Raw genomic sequence first — 22,338 nt, 5'->3', positions numbered from 1 at the left:
AAGAAACGTATTCAGGAGACACGAACATGGCCAGCAGAGGCGTAAACAAGGTGATTCTCGTCGGTAATCTGGGCCAGGACCCGGAAGTACGCTACATGCCGAGTGGTGGCGCAGTTGCCAACATTACGCTGGCTACTTCCGAATCCTGGCGTGATAAAGCGACCGGTGAGATGAAAGAGCAGACCGAATGGCACCGCGTTGTGCTGTTTGGCAAACTGGCAGAAGTGGCCGGTGAGTATCTGCGTAAAGGTTCTCAGGTGTATATCGAAGGCCAGCTGCGTACCCGCAAATGGACCGATCAGTCCGGTGCTGAGAAGTACACCACTGAAGTGGTGGTTAACGTCGGTGGCACCATGCAGATGCTGGGTGGCCGTCAGGGCGGTGGCGCACCAGCAGGTGGCGGCCAGCAGCAGGGCGGTTGGGGTCAGCCTCAGCAGCCACAGGGCGGCAACCAGTTCAGCGGCGGCGCACAGTCTCGTCCACAGCAGCAGTCTGCGCCAGCGCCGTCTAACGAACCGCCAATGGATTTCGACGACGACATTCCGTTCTGATTTCCAGCCTCTAAGAAAAGCCCTGCTGTCGCAGGGCTTCTTGTATTACCCGGTGGTTGATAATTACATTCATAACGGTGTAAATGTTGTCTGAATAATATCGTCCGCAAGGTGCTATGCCACAACAACTCTTTGATCCTGCTGACGTCCAGAAAACATTCTCAATGCTGACTGTGGACAGCCATAATACGACGTTGCTGAATGAGATTTCCCTTCGAGCATCAGTCGATGATGAGCTGAGCTTTGGCCCATTCCCTCCAGGCTATCCTTTTGTCAGGGCTGAAAATCGTATTGCGGGTATTCCTGACGAGCATTTTGAACTGGCCTTAGTTAATGAAATCACCAAAGAGATTGTTTACTAAAATCGCGTGATTTATCAAAAATATGCCTTCTTAAACTACATGCCGGTAACGCAAATCCAGATATGGCGGTCGCCCAAACCGTCGCATCGTGGCGTGTTACGCGATCTGCCTGGCAAAGTGTTTTCCCAATACTTACTGGAAAAATACAACGTCATTATCACAGATCGTCACCAGACGCGTGACGGTATGAGCTTCTGGCAATCTCGGCTGTAACACCACCAGAACCGCCTGGCGATTATCAGTAAATTCCCGCTGCCTGTTATGGACTGAAGCCCTGAAAATAAAAAAGCCTCGTAAAAGAGGCTCTTAACATCTTGTTATAAAACGACCATCAGGTAATGACCATCGGCCAGTCCGGTGGTGTATGGCTCATCGCTTCAACCATCACCACTTTAATATTTTCCCAGACGGCGGCCATATCCAGCAGGGTAATGCCAAGCAGACCTGTTGCAAACCAACAGGCCGCGCCCAGTCCTAACAGCGTGCTGATGACAGCAAGGCCCGTGTAGTCAGATTTACGAAATTGAATGTTCAGCGTGCTGGCTAAAAACATCAGTACCGCACTCAACAAAGGCCAGCGCAAGAGAACCATGCTGGTAGTAATGGTTGCCATAAAACCCATCCTCTACAAAACAGACGAACTGAATGAAACAGATTTTTTCGTTACATAAGATGTGTGAACTATATCACGTTTGCTGTTTTATTCGCCAGTCCCGGGCTGATGAAAAAGAGGGATTCCTCGCTGCCTGTAACCGTATTCGCCTGGGAGAAAATATATCTTTGCAGGCTAAGCTCTCATTCCCCGTACTCTTTATAATGAATTCATTGAGATAGCAAAATCGATGCAAAAGAGGGCGCGTTGTATAACGTTTACAGCCATATCCCTATGGCTTATGCTTGAGTGGACAATTAATTTTACTCGCAGCTAACCTTTCAGGTTTTTGAATTTTATTGTTTTTTTATTTATTTGTACGTATTTAATTACACACAACGTTGTTTTAATTCGCTGCGCTGAGATCCAGCTTGTGGCGTTGGTATGACGACATTTCGAATCTGAAGAAAGTTGCGTCCGGTTTATCGCCTGATAATCAGCGAAAAAAAATGAAAGAAAACCGACGTGAGATTATTAATGACAGCATGCAGGCGCTGCATGCGCTGGCAAAGCTGATGCCCCAGCTTCATGCCCAATGTTCACTGGCCGACATGCTGGAGACTATCAGCCGCGCCCTGGGCGCAAGCCTTGCCTGGGTCAGCGTAAATGGTGATGACGGCCTGCAGCGTGTGGTCAGCGCCGGGGAGATGACCTGCCATCCCTTCGAGGTCGCCGATTTCCTCGCGGGCACTCTGCTGGAGCGGCATCATCGTTCGTGGCGGGTGGTCTACTGGAAAGAGAATATTGGCCGCGCGTTATTTCCTCCTCAGCATCCCGGCTATGCGCAGCTGCAAAGCGGGGTGCTGTGCAAACTTTCGACCCATAACTGGCACTGCAGCGGCTATTTCTTTTTAGGGTTTGATGAACGACTCTATTCTCTGCCGGTTCTGAAAAATATTGTCGTGGTGCTGGTCGAAAAATTAAAAGACTATTTCGCGGAAATTATTGCCCGGGAGAAAACCGCCCAGGAAATGCAGCGCGTCGTGACGCAATATAAGACCCTGTTTGAACGGGCTCCGGTGTTAATGAACTCTTTCGACAAATTTAACCGCTGCGTGCTATGGAATGCCGAATGTGAAAAAGTGTTCGGCTGGACGATGGCGGAGATCGCTGAATATGCCGATCCGCTTGCGCTGTTTTATCCCGACCCTGAAGAGCGGCGGCGGGTCAGGGAGTCGGTCAATGTCTCACCGCTTAAAGATATGTATGAATGGCATCCGCTGCGCAAAGACGGCACCCGGCTGACGGTACTGTGGTCCAACATTCTGTTGCCGGACAACTCTATCCTCAATATTGGGCTGGACATTACCGAGCGGAAAAAAGCTGAGCAGGAGCTGGAGGTAAAAGCCACCACCGACGATCTTACCGGCTGCTTTAACCGTTCGGCGATTTTGCAGCAGCTGGAGCTTGCGCTGGCGGCCAGTACCCGGCAGGAGGTTAACAGCCACTTTTGTGTCCTGATGTTTGACCTGGATTTTTTCAAGCAGATCAACGATGAGTGGGGTCACCCGGTGGGCGATGCGGCGCTCCTTCACTTTTGTAACGCGATCCGTGAGTTAGCGCCCTCAGAGTCAGCGTTAGGGCGCGTGGGAGGAGAAGAGTTTTTGCTTTTGCTGGCGCACTCTGACGGCAATGGCGCTGCGCAGTTGTCCGCCAGGCTGCGCACCTTTCTGCAAACTCACCCGCTGGTGGTGGGTGAGAGAAAGCTGTCGCTGTCGTTTAGCGCTGGCGTTGTCGAAGTCTCTGGGGGACAGCGGGATACTTCGGCCTTACTGAGGCGTGCCGATAAAGCATTATATGAGGCCAAGCATTCGGGGCGAGGAAAAACGGTGGTGGCTGATTATTTATAAATCAATGCACAAAATACGCCCAAACAAATAGCATAAAATGTCATGATGGGGTTGTGTTTTTTTCGTGCTGTCACAAGTTTGGCTTAATCAACGATCGTCTGTTGTGTTATCTTCCCACCGCGCTTAAGGGCTGGATAATTATTTTCCTTAATTGAAACGGAACGAATACTTACAGTTTCACTTACGGGAAAATATTATCGTCATAACGAAATTTAAGATTTTTAATACTAAAAGTCAGTTGCTAACTTCGCATGATTCATGCAACGTAATCACCTGTTAAACAAAGCATCCGGCCTTCATTACTACAGGCGTACAACATGCAGGGATATAGGGCGGGAAATGAATCGTAGCGCACGGCGCAAGATGCTCAGGGTGGTAGGGATCATCATGGTAGTTATGCTGCCGGTGATGCTTGCGCTATGGTTTGCCCAGCTAAGAGCCGTATCAGAAACAAGCGCCCAGCTACGCACCTTTGCTGAACTGGCTTTAGACAAGACCGAGCTGGTTATTCATCAGGTTGATCTGGCCCGGATTGAGGCTACAAAATATCAGGGTGAGCGTTGTACGCCGGAACACCGTCAATATATGTTGAACGTGGTTCGTGGCCGCCTGTTTGTTGCTGATTTAATTTATGCCGAAGGTCAGAATTTTCTTTGTTCGACCGTTTTTACACCGGATCATCCCTACGCCATTCCCGTTGCTAATTACACCCGGAAACCTGACGTCGCTATCTATTATTATCGCGATACCCCATTTTATACTGGCTATAAAATGACATATATGCAGCGCGGAAATTATGTGGTGGTGGTTAATCCACTTTCATACAGCGAAGTCATGTCCGAAGATCATTCCCTTTCATGGGGAGTATACGACACGGTTACCAATGCGTTCTTTTCCGTTAGCCAGAAAGCCAACGTGTCGTTATTAAATTCGATGATTCGGGATAAGGAATCGGTATTTCAAAAAGATAACCGTTTTTATACGGTCGTAAAATCGCCCAAAAGACCGATTGCGGCAATTGTGTCGACATCGAATAAACGCTTTTATGAAACGCTTTATCATCAGGCGACGCTGACGCTGCCGCTGGGCATGATCTGCAGCATGATTATTTTGCTGGTATGGTCCCGTACCCATCGTGAGCTTAATTCGCCAGGGCGCTTGTTGCACCGGGCGCTGAACAAGCGTCAGCTTTGCGTACACTATCAGCCGATTATTGATATTAAGAATAATCAGTGTGTGGGCGCGGAAGCGTTGTTACGCTGGCCGGGTTTTAACGGGCAGGTGATGAGCCCGGCGGAATTTATCCCGCTGGCGGAAAAAGAGGGCATGAGCGAGCGGATCACGGACTATGTCGTTGAGGAGGTGTTCAGCGATCTGGGCCATTTCCTGGCCGGGCATCCGCATCTCTATATTTCAATTAACCTGTCGGCCACGGATTTTCACTCCTCGCGGCTGATTGCCATGATTTCTGACAAGGCCCGCCACTACGCCGTCCGTGCGCAGCAAATCAAAATAGAAGTGACGGAACGCGGTTTTATCGATGTCCCCAAAACCACGCCGGTGATTCAGGCTTTCCGTCAGGCGGGCTATGAAGTCGCGATCGATGATTTCGGTACCGGTTACTCGAACCTGCATAACCTTTATTCGCTGAACGTGGATATTCTGAAAATCGATAAATCGTTTATCGATACCTTAACCACCAACAGCACCAGCCACCTGATCGCCGAACACATCATCGAGATGGCTCAGAGTCTGCGGCTTAAAACCATTGCGGAAGGGGTTGAGACGGCAGAGCAGGTAAGCTGGCTGCTGAAGCGCGGCGTCCAGTACTGTCAGGGATGGCACTTCGCGAAAGCGATGCCGCCCCAGGAATTTATGACCTGGCAGCAGCAACCTTTGCATTGATCGTACTTAGTTCAACTGGTGGCGATAATCGCTCGGCGTGCGGTCAAACTCACGGCGAAATACGCGGGAAAAGGTCTGTTGCGACACGTAGCCAAGATCCATCGCGATATCAAATATCGGCCGCTGCGTTGAGCGTAACGCCTGCGCCGCCAGCAGCAGTCTGCGCTGACGGATGTACTCACCCAGCGTCTGATGCATAACCGTGCGGAACATTCGCTGTAAATACCATTTCGAATAGCCCGACTTTTTCGCGACCACATCAATGTTCAACGGTTGGTCGATATGTTCATCAATCCATTCAATAAGCGTCTGAATAATCTGCTGATGCGACATAAGGTTGCCCCTCTGTAGATACAACTATCTCGGTTAATTCGTCGTTTTCTCTGCGGGGGAGTATAATTCCTCAAGTTAACTTGAGGTAAAGAGGTTTTATGGAAAAGAGATTGCCGCGAATAAAAGCGCTTTTAACCCCCGGTGAAGTGGCTAAGCGAAGCGGTGTTGCCGTGTCGGCGCTCCACTTCTATGAAAGCAAAGGGTTAATCAAAAGCATTCGTAACGCCGGAAACCAGCGGCGCTACACCCGCGACGTGCTCCGCTACGTGGCGATTATCAAAATTGCGCAACGAATCGGCATTCCCCTGGCCACGATTGGCGAAGCCTTTGGCGTACTGCCGGAAGGGCATACGCTGAGCCCGAAAGAGTGGAAAGAGCTGTCATCCCAGTGGCGTGAAGAGCTGGACAGGCGTATCCATACGCTGGTCGCCCTGCGTGATGAACTGGATGGCTGCATTGGCTGCGGGTGTTTGTCGCGTAGCGATTGTCCGCTGCGTAACCCGGGAGACAGGCTGGGCGAGCAGGGGACGGGGGCGCGGTTACTGGAAGAGGATTGAGATCGGTTTGCCGGGTGGCGGCTGCGCCTTACCCGGCCTACAAAACCGAGATCCCAGGCCGGGTAAGCGAAGCGCCACCCGGTAAAAAGCATAATAAAGAACTAAAGCGCCACATAAGGGCGCTTTAGTTTTTCCCGGTCTTTGTCTTTCACTCTATCCCGCTGGTTCACGGGAGGGTTTCCCCCGACATCAGCACCCCTCGTGTCGAGCTGGTTGGGGAGGTTCCGGATTGTGCTGACACTTTAATTCTATGCAAGACCCGTTTTTTCGCCAGCCGCCCCCACGCTTTTTTAGCCGAATTTTTTTCGCGGTGTTGTTCGATTTTCTATAGTTAAAAAGTATGAATAACAGGAGAAAACCATGCTCACGGTACACCACCTCAACCAGTCGCGCTCGCACCGCGTGATCTGGGCGCTGGAAGAACTCGCGCTGCCGTATGAGATCGTTCACTACCAGCGGGAAAAGAACATGCTGGCACCGGCCTCCCTGAAAAAGGTGCATCCGCTGGGCAAATCACCGGTTATTGAAGATAACGGACTGATCCTTGCCGAATCCGGCGCCATTCTGGAATACCTGCAGGAAACGTACGATCCCGAGTCCCGGCTTAAGCCTTTAGATCCGGCCCATAAGGTGCAGTACCGCTTCTGGCTGCATTACGCGGAAGGATCGCTGATGCCGCTGCTGTTAATGAAGCTGGTCTTTAATAGTCTCGGCAAGCCACCCGTGCCGTTTGGTATCAGAACCCTGGGGAAAGCGCTGGGGCAAGGGGTGCAGAAAGCGTATCTCAACCGTCAGCTGGAAACCCATGCGCGCTTTATTGAGTCACATCTTGCTGAAAACAGCTGGTTTGCCGGGAAAGCGCTCAGTATGGCTGACATTCAGATGAGCTTTCCGATCTTTGCCCTGCTGGCACGCGGCGGTATCAGCAACCTGCCGCATATTCAGGCATGGAAGACAAAGGTGGAGAACAGCCCGGGCTGGCAAAAAACCCTGGAGCAGGGTGGCCCGCTATCTATCCCGGGTGAGGATTGAAATGTAAACACATTGCGCATAAACGATAACGTTTGCGCATCCTCTGTTTATTTCTTCAGCGTCATAAGTGAATTTTAGCGAAAAACGATAAAGTTCAGTTGAAAAGGGCGGGTATTAGGCTGGATAATCGTTTGCCTTAATTTGACCACCCGTTTGTAAGTGCGGAGCTAAACGTTTGCTTTTTTTGTGACGCCCTTTCGTCGCAAACGCAACACAAGGATTTGACGTTTAGCTGGCAGCGGCGTCTCCACCTTGCTTACAGACTTCCTAAAAAACTCTCAGGGGATGTTTTCTATGTCTACGCCATCTGCGCGTACTGGCGGTTCACTTGACGCCATGTTTAAAATTTCGGCTCGCGGCAGCTCCGTGCGCCAGGAAATCGTTGCCGGTTTGACAACGTTTCTGGCGATGGTTTACTCCGTCATCGTGGTGCCGGGCATGCTGGGCAAAGCGGGCTTCCCGCCAGCGGCGGTCTTTGTGGCGACCTGTCTGGTGGCCGGTGTCGGCTCTATCGTGATGGGTCTGTGGGCCAACCTGCCGCTGGCGATTGGTTGCGCCATCTCTCTGACCGCGTTTACCGCGTTCAGCCTGGTGCTGGGCCAGCAGATCAGCGTCCCGGTTGCGCTGGGTGCCGTGTTCCTGATGGGCGTGCTGTTTACCGTTATTTCAGCGACCGGTATCCGTAGCTGGATCTTGCGCAACCTGCCGCAGGGCGTGGCGCACGGCACTGGCATCGGTATCGGCCTGTTCCTGCTGCTGATCGCCGCCAACGGCGTCGGTCTGGTCATCAAGAACCCGCTGGACGGTCTGCCGGTGGCGCTGGGTCATTTCGCCAGCTTCCCGGTGATTATGTCGCTGATCGGCCTGGCGGTGATTATCGGTCTGGAAAAACTGAAAGTCCCGGGCGGCATTCTGCTGACGATTATCGGCGTCTCCATTGTCGGCCTGATTTTCGATCCGAATGTTCACTTCTCCGGCATTTTCGCCATGCCGTCGCTGAGCGATGATAAAGGCAATTCCCTGATTGGCAGCCTGGATATCGTTGGCGCGCTGAACCCGGTGATCCTGCCAAGCGTGCTGGCGCTGGTGATGACCGCCGTGTTTGATGCGACCGGGACCATCCGTGCGGTTGCGGGTCAGGCAAACCTGCTGGATAAAGACGGCCAGATTATTGATGGCGGCAAAGCGCTGACCACCGACTCCCTGAGCAGCGTCTTCTCTGGCCTGGTAGGCGCGGCGCCTGCGGCAGTGTATATCGAGTCCGCAGCGGGCACGGCGGCAGGCGGTAAAACCGGCCTGACAGCGATCACCGTTGGCGTGCTGTTCATGCTGATCCTGTTCCTCTCGCCACTCTCCTATCTGGTTCCGGCCTACGCGACCGCGCCAGCGCTGATGTACGTTGGCCTGCTGATGCTGAGCAACGTGGCGAAAATCGACTTCGCGGATTTCGTCGACGCCATGTCAGGTCTGATTACCGCGGTGTTTATCGTGCTGACCTGTAACATCGTGACCGGCATTATGATCGGCTTCGCGTCGCTGGTGATTGGCCGGGTGGTCTCCGGTGAGTGGCGCAAGCTGAACGTAGGTACCGTGGTCATTGCCGTTGCGCTGGTGGCGTTCTACGCGGGCGGCTGGGCAATCTGAGTTGTCCTTTGATGCGAAAACGGGTGGCTCAGGCCGCCCGTTTTTATTTTCAGGACTCATCCTGTTGCCTTTTACGTTACTCTGGGGAAGATAGAATAAAAGGCACGACGCCTTCCGTAGTAAATAAGCAACACAGCAAACAGGGAACGCATGGAAATCTTCTTCACAATACTCATCATGACCCTTGTGGTCTCGCTATCCGGGGTGGTTACACGCGTACTGCCCTTTCAGGTCCCCCTGCCATTAATGCAAATTGCCATCGGCGCGCTGCTGGCGTGGCCGACGTTTGGCCTGCACGTGGAATTTGACCCCGAACTGTTCCTCGTGCTGTTTATCCCGCCACTGCTGTTTGCCGATGGCTGGAAAACGCCGACGCGTGAGTTCCTTGAGCACGGACGAGAGATCCTGGGCCTGGCGCTGGCGCTGGTGGTGGTCACCGTGGTCGGGATTGGTTTTCTCATCTACTGGGCCGTACCAGGCATCCCATTAATTCCGGCTTTTGCGCTGGCCGCCGTGTTGTCGCCAACCGATGCCGTGGCGCTGTCCGGCATTGTGGGTGAAGGCCGTATTCCGAAGAAAATCATGGGGATTTTACAGGGTGAGGCGCTGATGAATGACGCCTCCGGTCTGGTCGCCCTGAAATTTGCCGTGGCCGTGGCGATGGGGACGATGGTCTTTACCGTCGGCGGCGCGACCCTGGAGTTCTTTAAGGTGGCCATTGGCGGGATCCTGGCAGGCTTCGTGGTGAGCTGGTTGTACGGCCGCTCATTGCGATTCCTCAGCCGCTGGGGCGGCGATGAGCCGGCGACGCAGATTGTGCTGTTGTTCCTGCTGCCGTTTGCCTCTTATCTGATTGCTGAACATATTGGCGTGTCGGGCATTCTGGCGGCGGTTGCGGCAGGGATGACCATCACCCGCTCCGGCGTGATGCGCCGCGCGCCGCTGGCCATGCGCCTGCGTGCCAACAGCACCTGGGCCATGCTGGAATTTGTCTTTAACGGCATGGTGTTCCTGCTGTTGGGCCTGCAGCTGCCGGGCATTATGGAATCCTCGCTGGTGGCGGCCGAAGCCGACCCGAACGTTGAGGTCTGGATGCTGTTTACCGACATCGTGCTGATTTACCTGGCGCTGATGCTGGTGCGTTTCGGCTGGCTGTGGACGATGAAAAAGTTCAGCGTGCGCTTCCTGAAGAAAAAACCGATGGAGTTCGGCTCGTGGACCACGCGTGAGCTGCTGATTGCCTCTTTTGCCGGCGTACGCGGGGCGATCACCCTCGCCGGTGTGCTCTCCATTCCGCTGTTGCTGCCCACGGGTGATGTCTTCCCGGCGCGTTACGAACTGGTGTTCCTGGCGGCGGGCGTGATCCTGTTCTCCCTGTTTGTCGGCGTGATTATGCTGCCGATTTTGCTGCAGCATATTGACGCGGGGGACTCGACTCAGCAGCACAAAGAGGAGCGTATCGCGCGTGCGGCCACCGCTGAAGTGGCGATTGTCGCGATTCAAAAAATGGAAGAGCGTCTGGCTGCGGATGCGGAAGAGAACATCGATAATCAGCTGCTGACGGAAGTCAGTTCTCGGGTGATTGGTAATCTGCGCCGCCGCGCCGATGGGCGTAACGACGTGGAAAGCTCGCTGCAGGAGGAGAACCTGGAGCGCCGGTTCCGCCTGGCGGCGCTGCGCTCAGAGCGTGCCGAGCTGTACCATCTGCGCGCCACGCGCCAGATCAGCAACGAGACGCTGCAAAAGCTGTTACACGATCTGGACCTGCTGGAAGCGTTGTTGATAGAGAATCAGTAGTCCGTGCGGTCTGATGCCCTCACCCCAACCCTCTCCCACAGGGAGAGGGAGAAGGGCACTATTCAGACCGCACCCAAAACCCCTCACAACACTGCAACCACGCCTGCGCACTCTGGGACAAATAGACCCCTTCACGCCAGATCATCCCCAGTTGCCAGTGCAGGTCGCTCTCCAGAGGGATCCAGCGCAGCGTGTTTTTATCCAGACGTTCGCATATCGGCTGCGGCAGGATGGCAATGCCTACGCCTGCCTGCACCATCGCCGCCAGGAAATCCCACTGACCGCTGCGCACTGCAATGCGCGGCTTAACGTTATGGTGTTGAAACAGCGTCATCAGCTGGCGGCTTAAGGCGAAGTCTTCGTTGTAGATCAACAGAGGGTGCTCACCGAGCAATTCAGGCTTCACCGAGTCTCTCTTCAGCCAGTCGCCGGAGCGGGGAACCAGCACGCACAGCGGGTGGCTAAAGAGCGGAAGCGTCGCCAGACCGCTCTCTTCCTCAACGGGGAGGGCGGTCATTGCCACATCGAGCTCACCGTTGGTGACGGCCTGCTGTACGGTTAACCCACCAAACTCCGAAATCTTCAGCTCAACGCCGGGGTAACGCTGGCGAAACAGGCTAATCGGCCCGGCCATCATCATTCCCACCATCGGTGGAATGCCGAGGCGCAGCACCCCTTTCGTCAGGTGGTTTATATCATCCAGCTCCGCTTCCAGCTGGCGGAACTCCGCCAGAATCGCCAGCCCGCGTTCGAACACCACGCGTCCGGTGTCGGTCAGCAACAGCTTGCGCCCGTCGCGGATCAGCAGGGTACAGTTCAGTTCATCTTCGAGGTTTTTCAGCATCTTGCTGATGGTGGGCTGGGTAACAAACAACTTCTCCGCTGCGCGGGTAAAACTTTGCTGGCGAACCACTTCGACAAAATAGCGCAGCGTTCTTATGTCCATGATTATTCCTCGAAACTATACCTGTGATGATTTTAATTCATTTCAGTCCACACCGTGCGCTCACTATACTGGCGCCTCGTCTCATTTTTGAGGAAAACCCCCATGGCCGTGGCGTTAAGCCGTGTTACGCCTGCCGTTGTACAACGACTCCAGGTACCGGTTCAGGTACTGCTCTACGCGGGACTGTTTGTTTTCGCCGAATATCTTGTCGGCTGGCTCCATCTGCCGCTGCCTGCCAACCTGGTGGGGATGCTGCTGATGCTGACGCTTATCCTCTGTCGCGTGATCCCCCTTAACTGGGTACGCGCCGGCGCGCGCTGGCTGTTAGCAGAGATGCTGCTGTTTTTTGTCCCTGCCGTGGTGGCGGTGGTGAACTATGCCCAACTGCTGATGGTGGACGGCTGGCGCATCTTCGCGGTCATCGCACTGAGTACGTTGATGGTGCTGGGGGCGACCGCCTGGGTGGTGGATAAAGTCTATCGCTTTGAAATCCGCAGGCGCAAACATGACTAACTTTCAGATAAGCGTCCTGTGCCTGATTGCCACGCTGGGGATCTACTTCGCCAACAAGCGGCTGTATCGCCGTTTTCATGCTCTGCCGCTGATGCCGCTGGTCTTCACACCGATCCTGCTGGTGCTGATGCTGGTTTTTGGTCATATCTCCTGGCAGGACTACATTGGTGAATCCCACTGGCTGCTGTGGCTGCTTGGCCCGGCGACCATCGCCTTTGCCGTTCCCGTTTACGACAACCTGGCGATCATCAAACGCCACTGGATGTCGCTCAGCGCCGGCGTGCTCACCGCCACGGTGGTGGCGGTCTGTAGTTCCGTCTGGCTGGCGCGGCTGTTTACGCTGCCCGATGAAATTCAGCGCAGCCTGGCCGTGCGCTCGGTGACCACGCCGTTTGCGCTGGCGGCCGCGAAACCGCTCGGCGGGCAGCCGGATCTGGTGGCGCTGTTCGTGGTGGTAACGGGCGTTTTTGGGATGGCGGTCGGCGATATGCTCTTTCTGCGGCTTTCTATTCGGGAAGGGATGGCCAAAGGCGCAGGGTTTGGCGCGGCGTCGCACGGCGCGGGCACGGCACGCTCGTATGAACTGGGTCAGCAGGAGGGCGTAGTGGCAAGCCTGGTGATGATGCTTTCAGGCGTGGTGATGGTGCTGATTGCGCCGCTGGTGGCGTGGGTGATGTTTTAAGCTCCCCGGCCAGAACGACCGGGGAGAAAGGCTTAGTGCGCGCGGCCCTGCTCAACGCCGAGACCAGTTTGTGAACGGATAAACTGGGCGCGGAATTTCTCTCGCTCCAGGTTACCCTCCGGCGAGTTGTCGGTGGCCGAGAAGAACCAGATACCGATGAACGCCACGGCGATCGAGAACAGCGCCGGGTATTCGTACGGGAAGATGGCGCTGGCGTGACCGAGGATTTGCACCCAGATGGTCGGACCCAGAATCATCAGGATCACTGCCGTCAACAGCCCCAGCCAGCCGCCAATCATCGCCCCACGGGTGGTCAGTTTTGACCAGTACATGGAGAGCAGAATGATTGGGAAATTACAGCTTGCGGCAATGGAGAAGGCCAGTCCCACCATAAAGGCGATGTTCTGCTTCTCGAACAGAATGCCCAGCAGAATGGCGACTACGCCCAGCACCAGCACGGTGATTTTAGAGACTTTCAGCTCATCACGTTCGCTTGCCCCTTTACGGAAGACGTTGGCGTAGAGGTCGTGCGACACCGCAGACGCGCCTGCGAGGGTTAAACCTGCCACCACCGCAAGAATGGTGGCGAAAGCCACGGCCGAGATAAAGCCGAGGAACAGGTTGCCACCCACCGCATCAGCCAGGTGCACCGCTGCCATGTTGTTCCCGCCAATCAGCGCACCCGCCGCGTCTTTAAACGCCGGATTCGCCCCCACCAGCATGATGGCGCCAAAGCCGATGATAAAGGTCAGGATATAGAAGTAACCCATGAAACCGGTGGCGTAGAAGACGCTCTTACGCGCTTCTCGCGCATCGCTCACGGTGAAGAAGCGCATCAGGATGTGAGGAAGGCCAGCGGTACCGAACATCAGGCCCAGACCGAGGGACAGGGCAGAAATCGGGTCTTTCACCAGCCCGCCCGGACTCATGATGGCTTCCCCTTTCGGGTGGACCGCCATCGCTTCGGTAAACAGGTTATTGAAGCTGAACCCGACGTGCTTCATCACCATAAAGGCCATAAAGCTGGCGCCGAACAGCAGCAGAACCGCTTTGATAATCTGCACCCAGGTGGTCGCCAGCATGCCGCCGAACAGGACGTACATCACCATCAGGACGCCAACCAGCACAACCGCGACGTGGTAGTTCAGGCCGAACAGCAGTTCAATCAGTTTACCCGCGCCGACCATCTGCGCAATCAGGTACAGCGCCACCACCACCAGCGAACCGCAGGCGGAGAGGGAGCGAATCGGCCCCTGCTTCAGACGGTATGAGGCCACGTCTGCGAAGGTATAGCGGCCCAGGTTGCGCAAGCGTTCGGCGATCAGGAACAGAATGATCGGCCAGCCGACGAGGAAGCCGAGGGAGTAGATCAGGCCGTCATAGCCGGAGGTGTACACCAGCGCAGAAATCCCGAGGAACGAGGCCGCGGACATAAAGTCTCCCGCAATCGCCAGTCCGTTCTGGAAACCGGTAATGTTGCCGCCTGCGGTGTAGTAATCGTTACGGGAGCGCACGCGTTTCGACGCCCAGTATGTGATATACAGCGTCAGCACGACGAAAATCAGGAACATCACAATCGCCTGCCAGTTGGTTGGCTGGCGCTGTACCTCGCCGGTAATGGCATCTGCCGCGTGGGCGGCAAAGGGAAGTGTGGCGGCTAGCGCCGTCAGGACGCGCTTCATGATGCTTTTACCTCTTGCAGTACCGCTTTATTAAGACGATCGAATTCACCGTTCGCGCGCCAGACGTAGACGCCGGTCAGCACAAATGAAACCACAATCACGCCAATCCCGATGGGAATACCGCGCGTCACGCTGGTGCCCTCGTGCAGCGGGGTACCCAGCCAGTGCGGCGCAAAGGCGATCAGCAGAATAAAGCCGACGTAGATAATCAGCATGATGATGGAAAGAATGAAGGCAAACCGTTGCCGCTTATCGACGAGCTCCCTGTAGTGCGCACTATTCTCTATCTGCTGACAAATATCGTTATTCATCACAGAGTTCTCCAGAGGTAAGGTGGGTTTGTTTTTAGTTCCCTCTCCCCTGTGGGGAGAGGGTTAGGGTGAGGGGGGGAAGGTGCGGTCTGATGCCCTCACCCCGGCCCTCTCCCGCAGGGAGAGGGAGAAAACATTATGATGGCATTGCGATGGCCTGCTTCTCTTCGAGCAGTTTTTCCACCACGCCAGGATCCGCGAGCGTTGAGGTATCACCGAGATTGCTGGTATCTCCCGCCGCGATTTTGCGCAAAATACGACGCATGATTTTTCCGGAGCGGGTTTTCGGCAGCGAATCGGTCCAGTGCAGCACGTCCGGCGTGGCAAGCGGGCCAATCTCTTTACGGACCCAGTTGCGCACCTCGGTATACAGCTCTGGCGACGGTTCTTCCCCGTGGTTCAGGGTGACGTATGCGTAAATTGCCTGGCCTTTGATGTTGTGCGGAATACCCACCACGGCCGCCTCGGCAATTTTCGGATGTGAGACCAGGGCAGATTCAATCTCCGCGGTGCCAAGACGGTGGCCGGAGACGTTCAGTACGTCGTCCACGCGTCCGGTGATCCAGTAATAGCCATCTTCGTCACGACGCGCGCCGTCGCCACTGAAGTACATATTTTTAAAGGTTGAGAAGTAGGTCTGCTCGAAGCGATCGTGGTCGCCGAAAAGGGTACGCGCCTGGCCCGGCCAGGAGTCGACGATCACCAGGTTGCCTTCGGTGGCCCCTTCCAGCGGATGACCTTCGTTATCCACCAGCGCAGGCTGCACGCCGAAGAACGGACGGGTGGCGGATCCGGCTTTCAGCTGTGTGGCGCCCGGCATCGGGGTGATCATAAAGCCGCCGGTTTCGGTCTGCCACCAGGTGTCCATCACCGGGCATTTCTCGTTACCGATTTTTTTCCAGTACCACTCCCAGGCTTCCGGATTGATAGGCTCGCCGACGGACCCGAGAATGCGCAATGAAGAACGGTCTGTGCCTTCAATGGCTTTATCCCCTTCCGCCATTAAGGCGCGGATCGCCGTTGGGGCGGTGTAGAGGATGTTGACCTGATGTTTGTCGACGACCTGACACATCCGCGCCGGGGTCGGCCAGTTTGGCACGCCTTCAAACATCAGCGTGGTTGCGCCACAGGCCAAAGGGCCATACAGCAGGTAACTGTGTCCCGTCACCCAGCCCACGTCGGCGGTACACCAGTAGATGTCGCCAGGATGGTAGTCGAAGACGTATTTGAAAGTGGTGGCTGCATAGACCAGATAGCCGCCAGTGGTGTGCAACACCCCTTTCGGTTTGCCGGTTGAGCCTGAGGTGTACAGAATGAAGAGCGGATCTTCCGCATTCATCTCTTCCGGCTGATGCTGGTCACTGGCGTTCTCAATCAGATCGCTCCACCACAGGTCACGCCCCTCGTTCCAGTCGATTTTGCCGCCGGTGCGCTTCAGGACAATAACGTTACTCACCGTTTTAACGTTCGGGTTTTTCAGCGCTTCGTCGACGTTTTTCTTCAGCGGGATACCGCGCCCTGCACGCACGCCTTCATCGGCGGTGATCACCAGTTTTGAACTGGAATCGACAATACGGCCGGCAACCGCTTCTGGCGAGAAGCCACCGAAAATAACGGAATGAATCGCGCCGATACGGGCGCAGGCCAGCATGGCCACCGCCGCTTCCGGCACCATTGGCATATAGATCGCGACCACATCGCCTTTTTTAATGCCTCTTTCCAGCAGGACGTTGGCGAAGCGGCACACGTCGCGGTGCAGTTCTTTATAGGTAATGTGTTTGCTCTGCGAGGCATCATCGCCTTCCCAGATAATGGCCGTCTCATTCCCGCGCTCGGCAAGGTGGCGGTCAAGGCAGTTCGCCGCCAGGTTCAGCGTGCCATCTTCATACCATTTAATGGAGACATTGCCGGGTGCAAAGGAGGTGTTCTTCACCTTCTGATAGGGTTTGATCCAGTCCAGGATATGGCCCTGCTCACCCCAGAAAGCGTCCGGGGCAGTGATAGATTGCTGATATTTCTCGTGGTACTGCTCCGGGTTGATCAGGCAACGGTCCGCAATGTTTGCGGGAATGTCATGTTTGTGTATTTGGCTCATGGCTTTTTTTCTCCTTGTAAGATGTTAATAATATGTCGCAAAAACGTTAATTGTAGGGGCTTTACAAGCTTTGTTTATTATTTGGGCTGCAGATCACGCATTGTTTGAACAGGTTGAAAAATGAGCGAATGAAAGTTTGAAGGAAAATAATTTATGCTGACGATTATTCACATTTATGTTTAAAAAATCGTTTTTATAACAAACGGTTATTTATCAGAATTAGAACAAACCCCCGTCATCGTCGCTTTTATGAGTGAAATGCGTCGTTCTTTAAGGCTTGCGCAACAGGCCGCGCAAATGATACTCATACGCCGCGTTAAAAAATCCCATAAACCAACGCAACACAATGCATACCCTTTCAGTATGTCTCCGTATTCATTCACATTGCGTGACTGAGGAGCTTCATTGAGGAAGTCAGTTTCTATGAAAAACGTTAAAGTCAGCCTGGCCTGGCAGATCTTGCTAGCCCTTGTGCTGGGCATCTTACTGGGCAGTTACCTCCACTATCACAGCGACAGCCGCGAATGGCTGATTGCCAACCTGCTCTCTCCGGCAGGGGATATCTTTATTCATCTGATCAAGATGATTGTGGTACCGATTGTGATCTCGACGCTGGTGGTCGGTATTGCGGGCGTTGGCGATGCAAAACAGTTAGGCCGCATCGGGGCGAAAACCATTATCTATTTCGAAGTGATCACTACGGTCGCGATCGTTCTCGGTATCACCATGGCGAACGTGTTCCAGCCAGGTTCCGGGATCGATATGTCGCAACTGGCAACGGTGGATATTTCGAAATACCAAAGCACAACCGCTGACGTGCAAAGCCATGCGCACGGCCTGATGGGGACGATCCTGTCGCTGGTGCCGACCAATATTGTGGCGTCGATGGCGAAGGGCGAGATGTTGCCTATCATCTTCTTCTCCGTGCTGTTTGGTCTGGGACTCTCCTCGCTGCCGGCGACGCACCGTGAACCGCTGGTAACGGTGTTCCGCTCTATCTCCGAAACCATGTTTAAAGTGACCCACATGGTGATGCGTTACGCGCCGGTCGGGGTGTTTGCGCTTATTGCCGTCACCGTGGCGAACTTCGGTTTTGCCTCCCTGTGGCCGCTGGCGAAGCTGGTGATCCTGGTGCATTTCGCCATCCTGTTCTTTGCGCTGGTGGTGCTGGGGATTGTGGCGCGTCTGTGCGGGCTGAGCATCTGGATCCTGATCCGTATCCTCAAAGATGAGCTGATTCTGGCCTACTCCACGGCAAGCTCAGAGAGCGTGCTGCCGCGCATTATTGAGAAGATGGAGGCCTATGGTGCGCCGGCCTCGATTACCAGCTTCGTGGTGCCTACCGGTTACTCGTTTAATCTGGACGGTTCGACGCTGTACCAGAGTATCGCCGCTATCTTTATTGCGCAGCTGTACGGCATTGACCTGTCGCTGTGGCAGGAGATCGTGCTGGTGCTGACGCTGATGGTCACCTCAAAAGGTATCGCGGGCGTGCCGGGCGTCTCCTTCGTGGTGCTGCTGGCGACGCTGGGCAGCGTCGGCATTCCGCTGGAAGGTCTGGCGTTTATCGCCGGTGTGGACCGTATCCTCGACATGGCGCGTACGGCGCTGAACGTGGTGGGTAATGCGCTGGCGGTGCTGGTGATCGCCAAGTGGGAACACAAATTCGATCGTAAAAAAGCGCTGGCGTATGAACGCGAGGTGCTGGGTCGTTTTGATAAGACGGCTGACCAGTGATGTAACGTATTCTTCCCTCTCCCCTTTGGGGAGAGGGTTAGGGTGAGGGGATTTTACTCCCCGCTCAACGCATCAAACTCTTCGCACCCCGTATCAAACCCTTCAGTACAGCTCAGGTTCAACCAGTACAGTGCTTTCTGTTTATTGGGTGTGATAAAGCCTTTCTCCCCCTGTCTGAACAACATCCCTGCCCAGTACTCGGCGTAGCCCGTACGCGAAAGGGCTGAACTCCGCTTGAACCACGAGGCGGCCTTCACGTCATCCTGTGCCACCTCTACGCCGTTGGCATAAATTAGCCCCAGCAGCAGTTGCGCATCGACCGCCGAGTCGTTGTCGATATCTTCGGTGGCCGTCTGCAGCAGTTTGATGGCCTGGGGATAGTCCGTTTTACCTGCCTGAGTATTCACCAGAATGCGCGCCAGCATGATCGCGCCGCGTTTGCTGCCAGCAATGTTCGCCTGTTGGGCCAGGGCTTTGGCCTGCGCGTAATTACCCTGCGTAAAGAGGATTTGCGAGAGCAACCCCATGGCGTCGACATCGCCGCCTTTCGCGGCTTTCTCGGCCCACAGCGCAGCCTGCTTGCTGTCGCCGGAGCTGAAGTACGTATCGGCAAGATAATACTGGGCGCGGGCATCGCCGGCTTCTGCCTGTTTCTGGTACTGGCTGCCTATCTCATCCGCGCGGGCGAAGGACGTTAAAAACACTAACAACAGAAAAATGGGTTTCATGGATGCTTATCATCTGGGTACACGCCGCGCAGTATAATCGCGGGCGCAAAAGAAAAGAATGGGTGCATTAAGACCTCAGCATCCTACAAGCCGGGCGGAACCGTTGTTCCGCCCGTAGAGGTTAGCCTGCGTTGCAGGCTAATTTTGCCGCCACCTCCTGATGCTCACTCTTTATTGAAAACTCGCAGAGCTTACCGCGAGTAATAAAGGTAAAGATCACTATCGTCAGGCAAACAATAAAGACGATGCCTAACGCAGTTTTTAATGGCGTCATGCCTTTTACTCCTTGTCAAAAAAAGAATAAGAGGCTACTCTCAACTTGTTGGTAGTTGAGGGAGAGTAGCCTCGGGTAAATGAAAATTTCCCGGGGCTTTCTACTTTCCGTCCCTCACTAATGCTCAAGACAGAAAATCTTAAGCACCCGTCGTACATCTTATCTCCCTGAATTAAAATGCAAAGATGTAATTCTATTCGGCGTAAATTACATTATTTCTGCGAGCTACTTTCCAGAATAATAATCGATATTTTTAATGAGTTAAGCGGAAATAAAAAGGGAGCGAATATTTCACTCCCTTTATTCAACGTTCAATTAACGGCTTCAACCCATTGCGCTTTCGCGTAGTCGGGCTTTCAGCTTGTTATATTCGTCAATCACATACTGTTCAGCCGCGTGTTGATCCGCAATCGGCTCCACGCGAACGGCGCAGTATTTATACTCCGGCGTTTTGGTTATCGGGCTGAGGTTTTCCGTCACCAGCTCGTTACAGGCACCAATCCACCACTGGTAGGTCATGTAAACCGCCCCTTTGTTGGGTCGGTCGCTAACCTGTGCCCGGGTGATGATTCGCCCTTTGCGCGAGTTCACCCACACCAGCGCGTCGTCCTCGATACCAAGGCGTTCCGCGTCGGCGGTGTTGATTTGCGCATAACCCGGCTCATCCGCCAGCGCCGCCAGCGCGGCGCAGTTGCCGGTCATCGAACGGCAGGAGTAGTGGCCCACTTCACGCACGGTGGAGAGCACCATCGGATACTCATCGGTGAGTTTATCGATCGGTGCGACCCAGTCGCAGGTGAAGAACTGCGCCAGCCCGTTCGGGGTGTCGAATTTCTCTTTAAAGAGATACGACGTCCCCTGGTCGGAGGCTGACTCATCGCGGCATGGCCACTGGATGTACCCCAGCTCACCCATTTTTTCATAGGTCGCGCCGGTGAAATCCGGGCAGAGATGACGCAACTCGTCCCAGATCTCCTGGGTGTTGTTGTAGTGCATCGGGTAACCCATGCGGGTGGCGATTTCGCTGATAATCTGCCAGTCCGTTTTCAGATCCCACTTCGGTTCGACCGCTTTAAAGAAGCGCTGGAATCCGCGGTCTGCCGCCGTGTAGACACCTTCATGCTCGCCCCAGGAGGTTGACGGTAAAATCACATCCGCCGCCGCCGCGGTTTTGGTCATAAAGATATCCTGGACAATCACCAACTCCAGATCCTCAAACCCTTTGCGTACCGCAGAGAGCTCGGCATCGGTCTGGAGAGGATCTTCACCCATGATATAGGCCGCACGCACTTCGCCATGCGCCGCCCGGTGCGGCAGCTCGCTGATGCGGTATCCGGTGTGCTCAGGCAAACTTTCCACGCCCCAGGCCTTCGCGAATTTGGCGCGGTTTTCCGGGAATTTCACGTACTGATAGCCCGGATAGGTATCCGGCAGCGCCCCCATATCGCAGGCGCCCTGGACGTTATTCTGTCCACGTACCGGGTTCACGCCAACATGCGCTTTGCCAAGATTGCCAGTGAGCATGGCGAGGCTGGTCAGGGAACGCACGGTTTCCACACCCTGGTAGAACTGGGTCACGCCCATACCCCACAGAATGGCGGCGGTTTTCGCCCCGGCATACATTCTTGCCGCCTGGCGGATTTCTTGCGCGCTGACGCCGGTTATCGCTTCGACCGATTCTGGCGTATAGCCTTCGACAATTTTCCGATACTCTTCAAAGCCTTCTGTACGGGTCGCAACAAACGCCTGGTCGTACAGATTCTCCTCAATAATGACGTGCCCCATGGCGTTCAACAGCGCGATGTTCGAGCCGTTTTTCAACGCAATGTGCATATCCGCAATGCGCGCGGTTTCAATTTTGCGCGGATCGCAGACGATGATTTTCGCCCCATTCTGTTTCGCGCGGATAACGTGGTTCGCGACGATAGGGTGAGAATCCGCCGGGTTATAGCCGAAAATAAACACCAGATCGGTGTTATCTATCTCATTGATCGCGTTACTCATTGCGCCGTTACCGACCGACTGGTGCAGACCTGCAACCGATGGGCCGTGTCAGACGCGAGCGCAGCAGTCGACGTTATTGGTACCAATAACGGCGCGCGCGAATTTTTGCATCACATAGTTAGTTTCATTCCCCGTTCCGCGTGAGGATCCGGTGGTCTGAATCGCATCCGGACCATACTTGGCCTTGATGGCGCTCAGGCGGGTGGCAACGTAGTCCAGCGCCTCATTCCACGAGACGGCTTCCAGCTTGCCACCGCGCTCGCGGCGGATCATGGGGGTTTTCAGGCGCGGGGTGAGGATTTGGGTATCGTTAATAAAATCCCAGCCGTAGTAACCTTTCAGGCAGAGCGTGCCCTGGTTGGTTTTCCCCTGTGCGGCCTCCGCCCGGACGATTTTGCCGTTATCGACCACCAGGTGGATCTTGCAACCTGAGGCACAATAAGGGCAAACCGTGACGACTTTTTTCATCAGTCTGCTCCAGTTAATCGAATCATTCGCACCCACTATGCAGCTTCTATGCCATGTTTTTATTGTGGGTATACCCAGACTTTACGGCCTGCTGGCGACGAAAACGCTGACCAGAAACAGCGAATCGTCAAAATTGACGTGTCGACAGAGCAGCGGATGTGACATGGGTTGAATTTCCGTCACTGAAAAAACCATTTGACTGGAGCCGACGGCAG

General features: G+C 54.7%; 20 protein-coding genes. 11 read left to right on the top strand and 9 right to left on the bottom strand.

Going from position 1 to position 22,338, the window contains the following annotated elements; translation table 11 throughout:
- Positions 1 to 26 precede the first annotated feature (26 nt).
- Together ssb1 and C5687_RS04590 are read left to right on the top strand one after the other, a co-directional pair.
- Complete coding sequence (ssb1, locus tag C5687_RS04595; protein ID WP_008503384.1) at positions 27 to 551, top strand: single-stranded DNA-binding protein SSB1; 525 nt, start codon at positions 27 to 29, stop codon at positions 549 to 551.
- A gap of 116 nt (positions 552 to 667) precedes the next feature.
- Positions 668 to 913, top strand: coding sequence for a hypothetical protein (locus tag C5687_RS04590; RefSeq protein WP_146086267.1), 246 nt, complete (start codon positions 668 to 670; stop codon positions 911 to 913).
- A 331-nt stretch (positions 914 to 1,244) separates the two neighbouring features.
- Here C5687_RS04590 and C5687_RS04580 read toward each other — a convergent pair whose 3' ends face one another.
- The gene (locus C5687_RS04580) at positions 1,245 to 1,526 is read right to left on the bottom strand and encodes a YjcB family protein (protein ID WP_025757848.1); all 282 of its coding nucleotides are present in this window, start codon (positions 1,524 to 1,526) and stop codon (positions 1,245 to 1,247) included.
- 488 nt (positions 1,527 to 2,014) lie between these two features.
- On the opposite strand from C5687_RS04580, the gene C5687_RS04575 reads away from it, so the two are divergent.
- A complete protein-coding gene (locus C5687_RS04575; protein WP_104556517.1) occupies positions 2,015 to 3,415 on the top strand; it encodes a GGDEF domain-containing protein in 1,401 nt (466 codons plus the stop codon).
- A 339-nt stretch (positions 3,416 to 3,754) separates the two neighbouring features.
- Complete coding sequence (locus tag C5687_RS04570; RefSeq protein ID WP_104556498.1) at positions 3,755 to 5,320, top strand: EAL domain-containing protein; 1,566 nt, start codon at positions 3,755 to 3,757, stop codon at positions 5,318 to 5,320.
- A gap of 6 nt (positions 5,321 to 5,326) precedes the next feature.
- Here C5687_RS04570 and soxS read toward each other — a convergent pair whose 3' ends face one another.
- The gene (gene soxS, locus C5687_RS04565; protein ID WP_013095071.1) at positions 5,327 to 5,653 is read right to left on the bottom strand and encodes a superoxide response transcriptional regulator SoxS; all 327 of its coding nucleotides are present in this window, start codon (positions 5,651 to 5,653) and stop codon (positions 5,327 to 5,329) included.
- A 98-nt stretch (positions 5,654 to 5,751) separates the two neighbouring features.
- Here soxS and soxR point away from each other — a divergent pair, with 98 nt between their 5' ends.
- The 4 genes from soxR to C5687_RS04545 all read left to right on the top strand — a co-directional run bounded on the left by soxR (position 5,752) and on the right by C5687_RS04545 (position 10,683).
- Entirely contained in the window at positions 5,752 to 6,210 is a 459-nt protein-coding gene (gene soxR / locus C5687_RS04560) for a redox-sensitive transcriptional activator SoxR (protein WP_025757852.1), read from the top strand.
- Between the two features lie 360 nt (positions 6,211 to 6,570).
- Entirely contained in the window at positions 6,571 to 7,242 is a 672-nt protein-coding gene (locus tag C5687_RS04555) for a glutathione S-transferase family protein (RefSeq protein ID WP_045285549.1), read from the top strand.
- Between the two features lie 294 nt (positions 7,243 to 7,536).
- Positions 7,537 to 8,886 carry a guanine/hypoxanthine transporter GhxP gene (ghxP, locus tag C5687_RS04550; protein WP_025757854.1) on the top strand — a complete coding sequence of 450 codons (1,350 nt, stop codon included), beginning with the start codon at positions 7,537 to 7,539 and terminating at the stop codon, positions 8,884 to 8,886.
- A gap of 150 nt (positions 8,887 to 9,036) precedes the next feature.
- Complete coding sequence (locus tag C5687_RS04545) at positions 9,037 to 10,683, top strand: Na+/H+ antiporter (RefSeq protein ID WP_025757855.1); 1,647 nt, start codon at positions 9,037 to 9,039, stop codon at positions 10,681 to 10,683.
- A 58-nt stretch (positions 10,684 to 10,741) separates the two neighbouring features.
- Here C5687_RS04545 and C5687_RS04540 read toward each other — a convergent pair whose 3' ends face one another.
- Positions 10,742 to 11,629, bottom strand: a complete 888-nt coding sequence (locus tag C5687_RS04540) for a LysR family transcriptional regulator (protein WP_025757856.1) — start codon at positions 11,627 to 11,629, stop codon at positions 10,742 to 10,744.
- A gap of 102 nt (positions 11,630 to 11,731) precedes the next feature.
- Between C5687_RS04540 and C5687_RS04535 the strand changes: the two genes are divergently transcribed.
- Together C5687_RS04535 and C5687_RS04530 are read left to right on the top strand one after the other, a co-directional pair.
- Complete coding sequence (locus C5687_RS04535) at positions 11,732 to 12,142, top strand: CidA/LrgA family protein (protein ID WP_104556497.1); 411 nt, start codon at positions 11,732 to 11,734, stop codon at positions 12,140 to 12,142.
- Positions 12,135 to 12,824 carry an LrgB family protein gene (locus C5687_RS04530; protein WP_025757859.1) on the top strand — a complete coding sequence of 230 codons (690 nt, stop codon included), beginning with the start codon at positions 12,135 to 12,137 and terminating at the stop codon, positions 12,822 to 12,824. The genes C5687_RS04535 and C5687_RS04530 overlap by 8 nt, the downstream gene beginning before the upstream one ends.
- Positions 12,825 to 12,856: 32 nt before the next feature.
- Here C5687_RS04530 and actP read toward each other — a convergent pair whose 3' ends face one another.
- The 3 genes from actP to acs form a co-directional block, all read right to left on the bottom strand.
- Positions 12,857 to 14,506 carry a cation/acetate symporter ActP gene (actP, locus tag C5687_RS04525; RefSeq protein WP_045285546.1) on the bottom strand — a complete coding sequence of 550 codons (1,650 nt, stop codon included), beginning with the start codon at positions 14,504 to 14,506 and terminating at the stop codon, positions 12,857 to 12,859.
- Positions 14,503 to 14,817 (bottom strand): DUF485 domain-containing protein, encoded by a 315-nt coding sequence (locus C5687_RS04520; protein ID WP_025757861.1) that lies wholly within the window; start codon positions 14,815 to 14,817, stop codon positions 14,503 to 14,505. Before C5687_RS04520 ends, actP begins: the two co-directional genes overlap by 4 nt.
- 136 nt (positions 14,818 to 14,953) lie before the next feature.
- The gene (gene acs, locus C5687_RS04515) at positions 14,954 to 16,912 is read right to left on the bottom strand and encodes an acetate--CoA ligase (RefSeq protein WP_059386358.1); all 1,959 of its coding nucleotides are present in this window, start codon (positions 16,910 to 16,912) and stop codon (positions 14,954 to 14,956) included.
- Between the two features lie 423 nt (positions 16,913 to 17,335).
- Between acs and gltP the strand changes: the two genes are divergently transcribed.
- Positions 17,336 to 18,649: a glutamate/aspartate:proton symporter GltP gene (gene gltP / locus C5687_RS04510; RefSeq protein WP_088244021.1), complete on the top strand. Its 1,314-nt coding sequence runs from the start codon at positions 17,336 to 17,338 to the stop codon at positions 18,647 to 18,649.
- A gap of 53 nt (positions 18,650 to 18,702) precedes the next feature.
- Here gltP and C5687_RS04505 read toward each other — a convergent pair whose 3' ends face one another.
- The 3 genes from C5687_RS04505 to fdhF all read right to left on the bottom strand — a co-directional run bounded on the left by C5687_RS04505 (position 18,703) and on the right by fdhF (position 22,123).
- The gene (locus tag C5687_RS04505; RefSeq protein ID WP_104556496.1) at positions 18,703 to 19,377 is read right to left on the bottom strand and encodes a tetratricopeptide repeat protein; all 675 of its coding nucleotides are present in this window, start codon (positions 19,375 to 19,377) and stop codon (positions 18,703 to 18,705) included.
- 121 nt (positions 19,378 to 19,498) lie between these two features.
- Entirely contained in the window at positions 19,499 to 19,651 is a 153-nt protein-coding gene (locus tag C5687_RS04500; RefSeq protein ID WP_059386360.1) for a Hok/Gef family protein, read from the bottom strand.
- Between the two features lie 324 nt (positions 19,652 to 19,975).
- Entirely contained in the window at positions 19,976 to 22,123 is a 2,148-nt protein-coding gene (gene fdhF / locus C5687_RS04495; RefSeq protein WP_082137882.1) for a formate dehydrogenase subunit alpha, read from the bottom strand.
- Positions 22,124 to 22,338: the final 215 nt, after the last annotated feature.

The organism is Enterobacter sichuanensis (assembly GCF_002939185.1).
Lineage (GTDB): Bacteria > Pseudomonadota > Gammaproteobacteria > Enterobacterales > Enterobacteriaceae > Enterobacter > Enterobacter sichuanensis.
The sequence above is the reverse complement of the archived record's forward strand: the minus strand, read 5'-3'. Positions and strand labels throughout refer to the sequence as shown.

Bases quoted from the DNA above. Each gene is read 5' to 3' on its own strand.
- ssb1 (WP_008503384.1), top strand. From the start codon at position 27: ATGGCCAGCAGAGGCGTAAACAAGGTGATTCTCGTCGGTAATCTGGGC.
- C5687_RS04590 (WP_146086267.1), top strand. From the start codon at position 668: ATGCCACAACAACTCTTTGATCCTGCTGACGTCCAGAAAACATTCTCA.
- C5687_RS04580 (WP_025757848.1), bottom strand. From the start codon at position 1,526: ATGGCAACCATTACTACCAGCATGGTTCTCTTGCGCTGGCCTTTGTTG.
- C5687_RS04575 (WP_104556517.1), top strand. From the start codon at position 2,015: ATGAAAGAAAACCGACGTGAGATTATTAATGACAGCATGCAGGCGCTG.
- C5687_RS04570 (WP_104556498.1), top strand. From the start codon at position 3,755: ATGAATCGTAGCGCACGGCGCAAGATGCTCAGGGTGGTAGGGATCATC.
- soxS (WP_013095071.1), bottom strand. From the start codon at position 5,653: ATGTCGCATCAGCAGATTATTCAGACGCTTATTGAATGGATTGATGAA.
- soxR (WP_025757852.1), top strand. From the start codon at position 5,752: ATGGAAAAGAGATTGCCGCGAATAAAAGCGCTTTTAACCCCCGGTGAA.
- C5687_RS04555 (WP_045285549.1), top strand. From the start codon at position 6,571: ATGCTCACGGTACACCACCTCAACCAGTCGCGCTCGCACCGCGTGATC.
- ghxP (WP_025757854.1), top strand. From the start codon at position 7,537: ATGTCTACGCCATCTGCGCGTACTGGCGGTTCACTTGACGCCATGTTT.
- C5687_RS04545 (WP_025757855.1), top strand. From the start codon at position 9,037: ATGGAAATCTTCTTCACAATACTCATCATGACCCTTGTGGTCTCGCTA.
- C5687_RS04540 (WP_025757856.1), bottom strand. From the start codon at position 11,629: ATGGACATAAGAACGCTGCGCTATTTTGTCGAAGTGGTTCGCCAGCAA.
- C5687_RS04535 (WP_104556497.1), top strand. From the start codon at position 11,732: ATGGCCGTGGCGTTAAGCCGTGTTACGCCTGCCGTTGTACAACGACTC.
- C5687_RS04530 (WP_025757859.1), top strand. From the start codon at position 12,135: ATGACTAACTTTCAGATAAGCGTCCTGTGCCTGATTGCCACGCTGGGG.
- actP (WP_045285546.1), bottom strand. From the start codon at position 14,506: ATGAAGCGCGTCCTGACGGCGCTAGCCGCCACACTTCCCTTTGCCGCC.
- C5687_RS04520 (WP_025757861.1), bottom strand. From the start codon at position 14,817: ATGAATAACGATATTTGTCAGCAGATAGAGAATAGTGCGCACTACAGG.
- acs (WP_059386358.1), bottom strand. From the start codon at position 16,912: ATGAGCCAAATACACAAACATGACATTCCCGCAAACATTGCGGACCGT.
- gltP (WP_088244021.1), top strand. From the start codon at position 17,336: ATGAAAAACGTTAAAGTCAGCCTGGCCTGGCAGATCTTGCTAGCCCTT.
- C5687_RS04505 (WP_104556496.1), bottom strand. From the start codon at position 19,377: ATGAAACCCATTTTTCTGTTGTTAGTGTTTTTAACGTCCTTCGCCCGC.
- C5687_RS04500 (WP_059386360.1), bottom strand. From the start codon at position 19,651: ATGACGCCATTAAAAACTGCGTTAGGCATCGTCTTTATTGTTTGCCTG.